Source organism: Pseudomonadota bacterium (assembly GCA_013285465.1).
In the GTDB taxonomy this organism is placed as follows: Bacteria; Pseudomonadota; Alphaproteobacteria; order Micavibrionales; family CSBR16-224; genus CSBR16-224.
This window is the reverse complement of record CP053449.1, coordinates 2,131,711-2,144,221: the sequence shown is the minus strand read 5'-3', so window position 1 is coordinate 2,144,221 and position 12,511 is coordinate 2,131,711. Positions and strand designations below refer to the sequence as shown.

At 54.2% G+C, this 12,511-nt stretch carries 12 protein-coding genes; 4 read left to right on the top strand and 8 right to left on the bottom strand.

From position 1 onward, the window contains the following. Nucleotide 1: 1 nt before the first annotated feature. The 4 genes from HND56_10385 (at nucleotide 2) to mutS (ending at nucleotide 5,696) form a co-directional block, all read left to right on the top strand. Nucleotides 2-1,594, top strand: coding sequence for a lysine--tRNA ligase (locus HND56_10385; protein QKK06627.1), 1,593 nt, complete (start codon nucleotides 2-4; stop codon nucleotides 1,592-1,594). Between the two features lie 92 nt (nucleotides 1,595-1,686). Then, complete coding sequence (locus HND56_10380) at nucleotides 1,687-2,208, top strand: polymer-forming cytoskeletal protein (GenBank protein ID QKK06069.1); 522 nt, start codon at nucleotides 1,687-1,689, stop codon at nucleotides 2,206-2,208. A 67-nt stretch (nucleotides 2,209-2,275) separates the two neighbouring features. Continuing rightward, a complete protein-coding gene (locus tag HND56_10375; GenBank protein ID QKK06068.1) occupies nucleotides 2,276-2,905 on the top strand; it encodes a hypothetical protein in 630 nt (209 codons plus the stop codon). A 115-nt stretch (nucleotides 2,906-3,020) separates the two neighbouring features. Continuing rightward, entirely contained in the window at nucleotides 3,021-5,696 is a 2,676-nt protein-coding gene (gene mutS, locus HND56_10370) for a DNA mismatch repair protein MutS (protein QKK06626.1), read from the top strand. On the opposite strand, the gene HND56_10365 is transcribed toward mutS, so the two are convergent. From HND56_10365 to HND56_10330, 8 genes are all read right to left on the bottom strand, one after another. Next, on the bottom strand, nucleotides 5,665-6,270 hold the full coding sequence (locus tag HND56_10365) for a DotI/IcmL/TraM family protein (GenBank protein ID QKK06067.1): 606 nt from the start codon (nucleotides 6,268-6,270) through the stop codon (nucleotides 5,665-5,667). The two genes, mutS and HND56_10365, sit on opposite strands and share 32 nt — an antisense overlap. A gap of 47 nt (nucleotides 6,271-6,317) precedes the next feature. Then, nucleotides 6,318-7,085, bottom strand: coding sequence for a protein TolQ (tolQ, locus tag HND56_10360; protein ID QKK06066.1), 768 nt, complete (start codon nucleotides 7,083-7,085; stop codon nucleotides 6,318-6,320). A gap of 37 nt (nucleotides 7,086-7,122) precedes the next feature. Next, nucleotides 7,123-7,527: a tol-pal system-associated acyl-CoA thioesterase gene (ybgC, locus tag HND56_10355; protein QKK06065.1), complete on the bottom strand. Its 405-nt coding sequence runs from the start codon at nucleotides 7,525-7,527 to the stop codon at nucleotides 7,123-7,125. Between the two features lie 55 nt (nucleotides 7,528-7,582). Then, entirely contained in the window at nucleotides 7,583-9,013 is a 1,431-nt protein-coding gene (locus HND56_10350) for a UDP-N-acetylmuramoyl-L-alanyl-D-glutamate--2,6-diaminopimelate ligase (protein QKK06625.1), read from the bottom strand. Between the two features lie 40 nt (nucleotides 9,014-9,053). After that, nucleotides 9,054-10,742, bottom strand: coding sequence for a penicillin-binding protein 2 (locus tag HND56_10345; protein QKK06064.1), 1,689 nt, complete (start codon nucleotides 10,740-10,742; stop codon nucleotides 9,054-9,056). Next, nucleotides 10,723-11,142, bottom strand: a complete 420-nt coding sequence (locus HND56_10340; GenBank protein ID QKK06063.1) for a hypothetical protein — start codon at nucleotides 11,140-11,142, stop codon at nucleotides 10,723-10,725. Before HND56_10340 ends, HND56_10345 begins: the two co-directional genes overlap by 20 nt. A 156-nt stretch (nucleotides 11,143-11,298) precedes the next feature. Next, entirely contained in the window at nucleotides 11,299-11,874 is a 576-nt protein-coding gene (locus tag HND56_10335) for a hypothetical protein (protein QKK06062.1), read from the bottom strand. 25 nt (nucleotides 11,875-11,899) lie between these two features. Next, nucleotides 11,900-12,466 carry a hypothetical protein gene (locus tag HND56_10330; protein QKK06061.1) on the bottom strand — a complete coding sequence of 189 codons (567 nt, stop codon included), beginning with the start codon at nucleotides 12,464-12,466 and terminating at the stop codon, nucleotides 11,900-11,902. Between the last annotated feature and the right edge of the window lie 45 nt (nucleotides 12,467-12,511).

The following is a 12,511-nucleotide window of genomic DNA, read 5'->3' as shown; positions in this document are numbered from 1 at the left end:
CATGACCGAACTGGCGCATCACGCGCGGGCCTGGCCTTTTGAAGAGGCGCGGCATCTGCTGAAACGCATCGGCGGCAAAGTGCCGGAAAAAGGCTATGTGCTGTTTGAAACAGGTTACGGTCCGTCGGGTCTGCCGCATATCGGCACTTTTGGCGAGGTTTTCCGCACGACGATGGTCAAACACGCTTTTGAAACGCTGGCACCCGATATTCCGACAAAACTGATCTGTTTTTCCGATGATATGGACGGTATGCGCAAAGTGCCGGACAATATTCCGAATAAAGAGATGATGCAGCAATATCTCGGCCTGCCTTTGACGAAAGTGCCGGATCCGTTTTCAAATGAATATGAAAGCTTTGCCCATCATAACAATAAGCGTTTGCGTGATTTCCTTGATGCTTTCGGTTTTGAATATGAGTTTATGTCCTCGACCGAAATGTACGCATCAGGCGCATTTGACGAGGTTTTGCTGAAGGCGCTGGAAAATTATCAAAAAATCATGGATGTGATGTTGCCGACTTTGGGGGCGGAGCGTCAGGCAACCTATTCACCCTTCCTGCCGATTTCACCGAAAACCGGACGTGTTCTTTATGTACCGATGAAAGCCACCGATCCGAAAGCCGGTACGATTACCTTTGACGATGAAGACGGCACGGAAGTGACCATTCCGGTGACGGGCGGCAATGTCAAAATGCAGTGGAAGCCCGATTTCGGTATGCGCTGGGCGGCGCTGGGCGTTGATTTTGAAATGTTCGGAAAAGATCATCAGGCCAATGCGCCGATTTATTCGAAAATCTGCCGTATTCTGGGTGTGGAGCCGCCGTCGCAATTTGTCTATGAGCTGTTTTTGGATGATAAAGGCGAGAAAATCTCGAAAAGCAAAGGTAACGGCATCGCGGTGGAAGACTGGCTGCGCTATGCGCCGAATGAAAGCCTCGGCCTTTATATGTTCCAAAAGCCGAAAACCGCAAAGCGGCTTTATTTTGATGTGATCCCGAAAGCGGTGGATGAATATGTGACATTTGCGCAGAAACTTCCCGGGGAAGAGCGTGAAAAGCAGGTGGAAAACCCTGTCTGGCATATCCATAGCGGCCATATGCCGGAAATCGGTGATGTGCCCGTCAGCTTTAACCTGCTGCTTAATCTGGCCTCTGCCGCCAATGCGGTGGATAAATCGGTGCTGTGGGGTTTTATTACCCGCTATGCGCCCGATGCCGCGCCGGAAAAATCCCCCTTCCTTGACCGTTTGACGGAATATGCTGTCAATTACTATCAGGATTTTGTGAAGACGCAGAAAAAATTCCGCGAACCGACGACAAAAGAATCGGATGCGCTGACCGATCTGCACGCATTTTTGGGTGAGCTTGGTGACCATCCCGAAGCCGAGGAAATCCAGAGCGGTATTTACGCCATCGGAAAAAATTACGCATACGAAAATCTGCGTGACTGGTTCGGCTGCCTGTATGAAACCTTGCTGGGGCAAGAACAGGGGCCGCGTATGGGGTCGTTTATAGCCCTTTACGGTGTTGCGGAAACGCAGGAGCTGATCGCCGGTGTTTTGAAGAAAAACTTGCAGGGCAGCGCGGCTTCGTGATATTAGAGTCGGTTATGAATATTCTTTAAGCCTGTGTCTAATATCTACACGCCCAGCCCAATGAAGGGCGGCGGAAGGGGAGTATAATCATCATGGCCGTTGAAAAAAGAACGATTCGCAGCGACATTCCGGGAAGCGATACCTATGAACAATCCGTCACACGCAGTGAAAGCAAACGCCTGATTGTCGGCGAAGGTATTTCTCTGTCCGGTGAAATCGGTGCCTGTGAGCATCTGGTTGTCGAAGGTTATGTGCAGGCGGCGCTGAAAGACGGCAAACGCATGGATATTATGCCCTCCGGTCATGTAAAAGGCGAGATTACGGTGGAAGAGGCCGAAATTTCAGGCCATTTTGAAGGAACACTGAAAGTGCGCGGCCGTCTGGTTATCCGCGGCAGCGCGAGCGTTATCGGCACGGTGGAATACGGCTCCCTGCGCGTTGAACCCGGTGCGGCGATTGTCGGCACCATGACGGTACAGCATGTCGAAGCAGAAGCGCCGGGCGTGAATGACAGTCAGGATAATATGATCCCCCGCAAAGTCACCACGCTGTTTGAAGGCAAAGGTTCGGATGCGGGTGAAGAATACCGCGCACAGCAAGTCATGGCCGGATAACGGATCAATAAGGCGCGGGCGCAAAAATCCCGCCCCAAAAACCCGCCCCAAAAAACCGCCTTTGACAATGACAAAACAAAATACAGCAACAGCGATGCGGAAACTGATCCAACAGATGATTGCGCAAAAACTGCGCCGCCGGACTTATCCGGCGCTGCCCGCCGGCGTCTTGAAAATGATGCTGGCAGCGGTTCTGCTGTCACTGTTTCTGGTGGGCAGTTGCAAAACCTCAGACTTGGCCGGAAACGGGCCTGAAGCCGTGACATTGTTGCCGCCGGCAGATGCGGGTTACCGCTACAGCCCCGCAAAAGGCTATGTGCATACCGCCCGCCGCTATATGACCCGCAATCCCGAAGCATTGATGCATATGACCGAAATGCAGGTCAGCTATCTGCTGGGAACGCCTGCGATGAAACGCAGCGAGGCGCCTGCGGAAATCTGGCAATACCGTGCGCCCAGCTGTGTGCTGGATGTTTATTTCTACGAGAATGACAAAAGCGGTTATCGCGAGATGCAGATGTCTGATGAAGGATTGTCGCATCACCGCAAGGTTGCCTATTATGCGCTGCGCCAGCTGGATGTGCCGGACTGGCATGTCGGAGCGGATGCGGACGGCATGCAATTTCTTCCCTCTGCCGTGCAAACATCTGAAAAAACCGCCTATTGCATGGATGCCATTCTTGCGCATAAAAGCTAGGCTTTCCGCCTGATCTCCTCTTGCATCATAAGACGTGCTGCCGTATCATTTCCGCATTATGACGAAATCCAAACAGAAGCAAAAAACGGCGCCCGATAGCGCCGGTCTGACGCCGATGATGGCGCAATATACGGAAATAAAGCAGCAATATCCCGATTGCCTGCTGTTTTACCGCATGGGCGATTTTTACGAGATGTTCTTTGATGATGCCGTTACGGCCTCTGCTGCGCTGGATATTACGCTGACCAAACGCGGTTCTTCGGGCGGCGATGATATTCCGATGTGCGGCGTTCCCTGGCACAGCCATGAAGCCTATCTGGAGCGGCTGATCCGCAAGGGGCATAAGGTGGCCATTTGCGAACAAACGGAAACGCCGGATGAGGCGAAAAAACGCGGCGGTTATAAGGCACTGGTGCGGCGCGAGGTTGTGCGCGTTGTGACGCAAGGCACATTGACCGAAGATAATCTGCTGGATCGTGACCGCAATAATTATCTCTGCGCTTTGGCGCGGACGGGCAAGACTCTGGGTCTGTCATGGCTGGATTTATCAACGGGTGAATTTATGATGCAGCCCGCCGAAAGCGGCAGTCTTGCTGCTGCGCTGGAACGTCTTGCCGCCGGAGAAATCCTGATCCCTGATGCGCTGGCGCAGGATGAGGAATTTTATGATTTATGGGCGGATTACAAAACGCGTCTGACCATCCAGCCCAACAGCCGCTTTAATTCCGAAAACGCGCTGAAACGGCTGCAGAATTTATTCGGGGTGGCAACGCTGGAAAGCTTTGGCGGTTTTTGCCGTGCGGAAATTGCCGCGGCAGGGGCGCTGGTCGATTATGCGGAACTGACCCAGAAAGGCAATTTGCCGCGTATCGCGCCGCCGAAACAATTATCCTTGGGCAGCTTTATGGAGATTGATGCGGCAACGCGGCGCAATCTGGAACTGGTGCGTAATATGCAGGGCGAACGTGCAGGCAGTCTGCTGGACGCGATTGACCGCACCGTGACAGGCGGTGGCGGGCGTTTGCTGACGGCGCATTTATCGATGCCTTTGACCGACCCCGTGAAAATCAATGAACGTCTGGAACTGGTGGCGTTTTTTGCGGCGCAGAGCGGCGCGCGGGAGGAATTGCGGTCTGTCTTGAAACATTGTCCCGATATGGAACGTGCGCTGGCACGGCTGAGCGTCGGGCGCGGCAGCCCGCGCGATCTGGCCGCAATCTGGCACAGTTTAAACCGCGCGGGCGTGCTGCAGAATATCCTGCTGGCCGCCACCAAAGGGCGCGAGGATAAGGACTTGTTTGCGCAGGATATGCCGCGCCGCTTGCAGGATATTTTAAAAGTGATGAAGCCATGGGGAAGTTTTCATCCGCTGACGGAAAAACTGGGCCGCGCTTTGATGACGGATTTGCCCGCCCATAGCCGTGACGGCGGTTTTATCGCGCCGGGATTCTCGCCGCAGCTGGATGAATACCGTATGCTGAAAGATGATAGCCGTCAGCTGGTTGCGGAGTTGCAAGCTGCCTATGCGAAACAGACGGGCATCAATGCGCTGAAGATCAAACACAATAATGTCATGGGCTATTTCGTTGAAATTCCGCCTGCCCATGCCGATAAGCTGTTGAAGAATGACGGCCCCTTTGTTCACCGCCAGACGCTGGCGAATAGTGTGCGTTTCACAACGGCGGATTTGACGGGGCTGGAACAGAAAATTATGGAGGCAGCGGATAAAGCACTGGCGCTGGAACTGGAATTATTCGCGGCGCTGGTTGCCGATGTGCTGTCACAGGCGGAAGGTATTGCCACACTGGCTGTGACAATGGCAAAGCTGGATGTGGCGGCGGCGCATGCGCAATTGGCGGAGGAAAGACATTATACGCGCCCTGTTGTGGATATGGGGAGCGGTTTTACTATTACGAAAGGCCGCCATCCGGTGGTGGAAAACAGCACAAGCAGAGCGGAAGACGGCGGCTTTGTCGCCAATGATTGCGCGCTGACGGATGCGGATAAAATCTGGCTTTTGACAGGGCCGAATATGGCGGGGAAATCGACCTTTTTGCGGCAAAACGCCCTGATTGTCCTGATGGCGCAGATGGGCGCCTATGTTCCGGCGGAACAGGCGAAAATCGGCGTTGTTGACCGTATTTTCAGCCGTGTCGGTGCGTCGGATGATCTGGCGCGCGGGCGGTCGACCTTTATGGTGGAAATGGTGGAAACGGCGGGTATTCTCAATCAGGCCACGGAACGGTCATTCGTGATTCTGGATGAAATCGGCCGCGGCACATCCACCTTTGACGGTTTGTCGATTGCCTGGGCGGTGATGGAATATCTGCATGATGTCAAAAAATGCCGCACGCTGTTTGCAACCCATTATCACGAATTGACGGGATTGCAGGAAAAGCTTGAAAAAATGTCCTGCCGCACGGTGCGGGTGAAGGAATGGCAGGATAAAATCGTCTTTCTGCATGAGGTTATTGCCGGGGCGGCTGACCGTTCTTACGGCATTCATGTCGGCAAGTTGGCGGGGCTGCCTGCGGATGTGGTGAAACGTGCCGAGGATGTTTTACGCGTTTTGGAAAGCGGGGAACAGGCGGGTATTCTGGATCATATTGCCGAACATCTGCCGATTTTCACTCCTGCTGATCCTGTTGCGGAATCGGCGGTGGAAACGGATCCGGAGCTTGCGGCATTGCTGGATGTGATTGACGGGATCAAGCCGGACGAGCTGACGCCGCGCGCCGCGCTGGACATCCTTTATAAAATCAGTGCGCTGCGTCAGGGGCAGGGGCGCTAGGGCCGACTTCCGGTGCGACAGCGGCAATCCATTGCTGAATACCGATACCGGATTCATTGCCTTTATCGGCGGTGCGTACGATGATCAGGGTGATATCCAGATTCATTTTTTGCAGATCAATGCGGTTGGAATAGACGGTTTCCACAGGCAGGGTGACTTCCCATGTGTAAAGCCCGTTTTCATTATTGACGCCTTGATGCGTAATAATCGGTTCTCCGATCAGCATGGTTGCGACGAATTGTTTGTTTTTAATCACGAATTCAAGGATTTTTGCTTCATCCAATGCCGCCAGAAAATTCTTCCAGCCTTCCGGTGTGAAATGTTTGGCGCTTGCCTCGAGCTGTTGCTGATAATTGTTATAGCCGAAATTATAGGTCATCGTGACAGCGAATGACGCCCAGCCTTTGATGAAATTATCGTCCAGCAGACCTTGCGCGAGTGATTTTCCGGTTAAGTCGCGTTTCATATTCGGTGCAACGATTTTATCGGCATAGGGGTTTTGGGCATTTGCGGGTTGCGTGAAAAAGACGCAACAGGCCAGTAGAGCGAAAAGACTTGTTTTTAAAAATGTCATTGTGTCATATCCTGCAAATTTCTGGTGAATTGCGCTGCCTGTTTCTTTCAGGCGGCTTTTTTCGTCCGCGCCTCCTGCTGTTCCAGATGGCGGCTTAAAATAGAGCTGAATTCGGATGAAAATGCATCCAGCTTGTCGGCGTAACGGCTAAGATCTGTTGAAAATTTATTATAGGCGACCACGGCGGGAATGGCGGCGATCAGGCCAAGTGCCGTTGCAAAAAGAGCCTCGGCAATACCGGGGGCAACAACGGCAAGGCTGGTATTCTGTGATCCGGCGATGGCGGAAAAGCTGTTCATGATGCCCCAGACCGTGCCGAATAATCCGACGAAAGGAGCGGTGGAGCCGACGGTTGCCAGAAAGGTCATATAGCGTTCAAGGTAATTGACCTCGCGGTTGATCGAGGTCGCCATGGAACGGTCGATCCGCTGCTGCAGACTGGCGCTGAGTGCCCCTGTGCGGGCATTATCGGAGGACAGTGTCCATTCATTCATGGCGGCGCAGAAGGTGCGTGCCATCGGGTCGGCGGCATGGCCGTGGATGCGTTTATACAGCTGTTCCAAAGGTTCGCCCGACCAGAAGGAGGATTCAAATTTATTGGCCTTGGCATTCAGGCTTTTGAAACTGGCCCATTTATCCAGAATAATCGCCCAGCTCCAGATCGAGGCCAGCACCAGCATCAGCATCACCGATTTCACAACGATATCGGCCTGCATGAAGAGCCCCCACATCGACATATCGTGCTGCAAGGCGGTTCCGGCAAGTTTGGCGCTATCTACGGCGCGGCTGACGGCATCAGAGGCTGCATCGGCCATATTCTTCTCCTTTACTCGTCTTTTATCTTAGAAAAATCTACATCATTTTTTCAAAGACTGCACGACATTCTTCGGGCAAACGCGCGGCTTTCTGCGTGTGCACATTCATACAGACAAGGGTCAGATGAATTGTGACAATCGCGTCCCCGTCTTTAAAAAACGTCTGCTGCATATCCATGCGGGCATTACCCAGATGGGTCAGTTTTGTGACGATTGTCAATTGGTCATCCAGCACGGCGGGGCGGCGGTAATCAATTTCAAGATGACGGACGGCAAAGGCAATGCCGGTTTCTTTCAACAGGGCGGCATGTTCAAACCCCGCATCGCGCAGCATTTCCGTGCGCGCCTGTTCGGCAAAGCGCAGATAGCCGGCATGATAAACAACGCCACCCGCATCTGTGTCGGCATAATAAACGCGCAAGGAAAATTGATGTTCCGTCATATTGTTTGTGATCCTTATGTTTGGGCGGCTAATATGGCTGTTTTTGCGGCGGAACTCAAGAGGCGGCAATGGCGGCACGCACTGTTTCCGCATCATCAAAGGGGATGATGTCATCGCCGATTTTCTGCCCCTGTTCATGGCCTTTGCCGCTGACAACCAGCACATCACCGTCTTTTAGCAGGGACACGGCATGAAAAATCGCTTCTTTGCGGTCACCGATATTTTCGGCATCGGGGCAGCCGGTCATGACTTCGACGCGGATGGCGGCAGGTTCTTCGCTGCGCGGATTATCATCTGTGACAATGACATGATCGGCGAATTTTGCGGCCGTTTCACCCATAATAGGCCGCTTACTGCGGTCACGATCACCGCCGCAGCCAATCAGTGCGTAAAGGCGACTTTGCGTATGCGGGCGCAGCGCCGTCAGCACATTTTCCAGCGCATCGGGCGTATGGGCGTAATCAACATAAATTCCGGCATTGATGCCTGCGGGAGAGCCGACATATTCCATGCGTCCGCGCACGGGGGCGAGATGTTCCAGCGACAGAATAACCTGCGCGGGCGGGCAATCCGCTTCGGCCATGACCAATGCGGCGGCGCAAAGCGCGTTATAAAGCTGGAAAGCGCCGACCCGCGGAAAAAACAGCTCATAATCCCGTCCGGAGACGTTCAGCGTAATATCCTGCCCGTCGGATTTGGGCATGCGCCGTGTGACGGCGAAATCGGCTTCCGGGTTTTTCAGGCTGTAGGTCACGATTTTTTTATCCGCACAGGCTGCGGCCAGCTGTTCATAAACGGGATCATCCATATTTAAAACCGCCGTGCCGCCGGGCGGCAGCAGATCGGTAAAGAGCCGCATTTTGGCGGCGAGGTAGTTTTCCAGCGTTTTGTGATAATCCAGATGGTCATGCGTCAGATTGGTGAAACCTGCGGCGGTCACACGGACGCCGTCCAGACGGTATTGATCCAGCCCGTGGCTGGAGGCTTCCATCGCAAGATGGTTGCAATTCTTTGCGGCAAGTGCGGCCAGTGTCCGGTGCAGGCTTTCGGGATCGGGGGTGGTGATGCTGCCGTCTTCCGTCATGCCGAGTGCGGGGGCGGTGACGCCCAGCGTGCCGAGACAGGCAGCGTTTAAATCAAGCCGTTCCCATATCTGGCGGCAAAACTGCACGGTCGAGGTTTTGCCGTTTGTTCCGGTGACGGCGGTGATGATTTCCGGCTGGGTTTTGTAGAAAGCGGCGACCAGCAGTGAAAAAGCACGGCGCGGATTTTCGGCCCGCAGCACGGCGACATTCTGCGGGGCGGGATCTTTTGTGCCGATCAAGACGCAGATGGCACCGCTTTTGACGGCTTGCGGAATAAAGGCATGTCCGTCCAGCTTATCGCCTTTTAAGGCGGCAAAGAGAAAGCCTGTTTCCACCTTGCGGGAGTCGAGCGTCAGGCCGGAAACACGCATATTCACCGGCGCACCGCTTGTATCAATCATGCCGGCGGGCAGGGCGGCGGCAAGGTCATGCAGGGTGTTTTCAGTCTGTGTTTGTCTGGCTGATGGCAGCGACATAATCTCTCAAGCCTCCGTAAGTCATATTCCCGGACGCAATCCCCAATAGCGGGGCGGCTTCGGTAATAACCTGTCTGACGACAGGGGCGGCTGTCCAGCCGCCTGTGGCATAGCCGAAACTGTCCTTGCGTCCCTGCGGTTCATCTATACTGACAAGTAGCACATATCGCGGGTTGTCCATAGGGAAAAAGCCGATAAATGAGGAGTAGAGCGCCTTGCGTTTGTAACGCCCGTTGACGACTTTTTCCGCCGTTCCGGTTTTTCCACCGACACGGTATCCTGCGGCAACGGCGTTTTTACCTGTGCCTTTTGCCGTGACATCTTCCAGCATACTGCGCATGACGGCGGATGTCTGTGCAGAGACGATCCTTGTCGCGGCTGTTTTTAGCCGCGGTCTTGGCGTCAGCGTCGGCGGCAGTAAAAGCCCGTTATTGACAATGGCGGCGGCACCGACGGCAAGATGCAGCGGCGTGACGGCAAAACCGTGACCGTAAGAGGCGGTGGCGGTGGCGGCTTCGCCCCAGCGGCGGGGTACAAGCGGCAAGGCGCGTTCGGGCAGATCAATATTCACGCGGGTGAAAAGACCGAGATCGCGGAAGAAATTCTGCAGATTTTCCGAGCCCATTTTTTGCGCAATCAGCGCCGTTCCGATATTTGAGGAATGCAGGAAAATCTCGCGTACCGTCATCGGGCGTTTTTCGGCATGGAAATCGCGAATGACATGGCGGCCGATGCGCAGGGGCTCCGTTGCGTCAAAAACTTCGTCGGCTGTGGTGCTGCCGTTTTGCAGGGCAGCGGCAATCGAGAATATCTTGAAGGTCGAGCCCATTTCAAACACGCCGGTTGTATTGCGGTTAAAGCGTTTTTCCGCCGGCGCATCTGCGGGATTATGCGGGTCGAAATCGGGCAGGGAGACCATGGCGATAATCTCGCCGGTTTTGATATCCATCATAATGCCTGCCCCGCCGATGGCCTGAAAACGGGTGACGGATTGCTGTATTGTGCGCTTTAGAATGTTCTGAACGCGGATATCCAGCGTGGTGCGCAGCACATCGCCTTCTTTCAGCAAATCATTATATTGTTTTTCCAGTCCCGCAATGCCGTTGCCGTCGCTGTCGGTATAGCCCAGAAGATGCGAGAGCAGATTGCCCTGCGGATAGACGCGCCGGTATTCGTCGCGGAAGCCCAGCTCGGGATAACCGAGATCATTGATCCGCTGCTGTTGTTTCGGGGTCAGATTACGGTACAGCCAGACGAAACGCCCGCCGCGCGCAAGGTTATGTTTTATGTCCGTTGCGGTTACAGGCAGAATTTTGGACAGGTCACGCGCCAGAATATCCGCATTGCCGACCAGCGCCGGATCGGCGTAAAGCGAGGGCATGCGCAAAGTGGCGGCAATATGTTCGCCGTTACGGTCGGTGATGCCGCCGCGCAAAGCCGTGATGCCTGCCGTTTGCATCTGTCCGGCCGCTGCGGTACCGGGGGCATAAACACCGATCAGGCTTAAATGCGTCAGCCGCCAGGCAATTGCGATGAAGCCCAGCATCAGCACACAGGTCACCATTGCCATGCGCAGATGCGCCTTTTGCAGGAAGCCGTGACGCTGCCCGTCCAGCGTGATATGGCCGCTGTTATCAGGGAGTATGTGATGCATTTTGTGCCAGAACCGCTTTTTGTTGTTGCGCATCGGACAGGCCGGTACGGTCATTCGTTTCAAGAAGATTGTCGATCAGATCCTTGACCGATGAAACAACGGGATGTTTGCCTGCCGCCGCGGATTTTGCCGTAGGACGGGGCGGCAGAAGCTGTGCGCCGGTCATCGGCTGTAAATCGGGCATCAGCCGCGCCGCCAGCGCTTCGAGCCGTGCAGGGGCGGTTAAACGCCAGTATTCCGCCGATAATACGGCGATATCATGCTTTGTTTCCGTTGTTGCCGCCCGTATTTCCGCGATATTTTTGGCGGTGATATGGGTTTGCTCGCTGGTATAATACAGCGCGGCGCCGGACAGACCGGCGAGGCAAAACCAGAAAATGGCAAAAATATAGTCTTTCATGGGTCTGACAACAGTAAAAAAGAGAACGTGAAATACCGGAAAACCGGAAGAGAAACGGCAGAATTGCCTTAAAGTCCAGTATAGGTGAAAAAAGCCGCGGCGGCAAGGATGCCGTCCCGTCTTCAAGACAGTTTTAGGGGGCAGTTTCGGGCTGCGTCATTTTTTCTTGCCGAGATAGTTCCGCAGATGGGCGTGAGACGGCACGGAAGGCTGGCCGTTATCCTGCGCGGCTTTTTCAGCGGCGGCGCGGAAAGGGTTGCGCACATCGCCGGGGATGATATCCGCATTCTTGTCGTCACTTTCCGTGCCTTGCAGCGCCTCTTGAAACGCCTGACGCAGGGCCAGCGATAATATTTCGGGGCGGCGGTATTCTTCATCCGTCAGCGCACCGACATATTTTTGCAGGGCGGGAATAACGGGGGAGTCATGTTCGGCCTCGGCAACGGCGGCAAAAAATTCGGCAAAAACATAGCCTTCAAAAAGCGCATCATCATTGCGGGGCGGTTCGGCCAGCTCGGCACTGGCGAGTGTCAGAAATTGCGGATCATCAAGTTTCATTTCTTTAAGGAAATAATCCATGACCAGTGTTTTACGCTCGTCAGCGGGTAGGGCGGCAAAATCGGTGCGCAAAATTTCCAGTGCTTCCTGCGCACGGGTGACGGTTTCGATACGTAAAACAATGTCTTTTGCCGCGGGGGAAAGACCGCTTAATCTGTCATCATCCATATCCATGATTTATATCCTTAAGACAAAAGGGCTATTTGCCGTTGCGGCCAAGATAGCGGCGCAGATTGGCATGTGTCGGGGGTTGCGCGCTATCCGCATCATGGCCGTTTTGCGGCTTTGCCAGTGCCGCGAAGGGATTGCGGACATCAATCGCCATTTTCTGGTTATCCGGCGGTTCAATTCCCAGCGTTTCCATGATGGCTTCCTGAAAGGCTTCGCTCAGTTTTGCGGGGCGGGCATATTCGGCATCCGTCAGGCGGCCCAGATGTTTTTGCAAAGGCGGAATGAGTGGGAAAGGGTCGTTATTTTCCGCTAATGCGGCGAAAACTTCCGCCATGATATAGGTTTGCAGCGCATTATCGGGGCTGTTTCCCGCTTTATGGAGGTTATCCAGCACTTCGCGGATCATCGCCTCGTCATTGGGCGGATCATCGAAAAATTCCTTGCGCACAACGGCGGCTTTATCGGCGGGAGACAGGTCAGAAAACGCGCCCGTTAAAATGTCATAGACGTCATGCAGGCTGTTGGCCATTCTGAGATTCAGATTGACGAGGGCGGCCTCTTCGGACATTTCGTGCTGCGGTGTTGTATCGGGCATATCCAAAGGAGATGTTCCCTTTCATTCTCTGTCATGTAAAAGAGA

What these genes read in the sequence shown, in the direction of transcription:
- HND56_10385 (QKK06627.1), top strand. Translation starts at nt 2, where the DNA reads ATGACCGAACTGGCGCATCACGCGCGGGCCTGGCCTTTTGAAGAGGCG.
- HND56_10380 (QKK06069.1), top strand. Translation starts at nt 1,687, where the DNA reads ATGGCCGTTGAAAAAAGAACGATTCGCAGCGACATTCCGGGAAGCGAT.
- HND56_10375 (QKK06068.1), top strand. Translation starts at nt 2,276, where the DNA reads ATGACAAAACAAAATACAGCAACAGCGATGCGGAAACTGATCCAACAG.
- mutS (QKK06626.1), top strand. Translation starts at nt 3,021, where the DNA reads ATGATGGCGCAATATACGGAAATAAAGCAGCAATATCCCGATTGCCTG.
- HND56_10365 (QKK06067.1), bottom strand. Translation starts at nt 6,270, where the DNA reads ATGACATTTTTAAAAACAAGTCTTTTCGCTCTACTGGCCTGTTGCGTC.
- tolQ (QKK06066.1), bottom strand. Translation starts at nt 7,085, where the DNA reads ATGGCCGATGCAGCCTCTGATGCCGTCAGCCGCGCCGTAGATAGCGCC.
- ybgC (QKK06065.1), bottom strand. Translation starts at nt 7,527, where the DNA reads ATGACGGAACATCAATTTTCCTTGCGCGTTTATTATGCCGACACAGAT.
- HND56_10350 (QKK06625.1), bottom strand. Translation starts at nt 9,013, where the DNA reads ATGATTGATACAAGCGGTGCGCCGGTGAATATGCGTGTTTCCGGCCTG.
- HND56_10345 (QKK06064.1), bottom strand. Translation starts at nt 10,742, where the DNA reads ATGCATCACATACTCCCTGATAACAGCGGCCATATCACGCTGGACGGG.
- HND56_10340 (QKK06063.1), bottom strand. Translation starts at nt 11,142, where the DNA reads ATGAAAGACTATATTTTTGCCATTTTCTGGTTTTGCCTCGCCGGTCTG.
- HND56_10335 (QKK06062.1), bottom strand. Translation starts at nt 11,874, where the DNA reads ATGGATATGGATGATGACAGATTAAGCGGTCTTTCCCCCGCGGCAAAA.
- HND56_10330 (QKK06061.1), bottom strand. Translation starts at nt 12,466, where the DNA reads ATGCCCGATACAACACCGCAGCACGAAATGTCCGAAGAGGCCGCCCTC.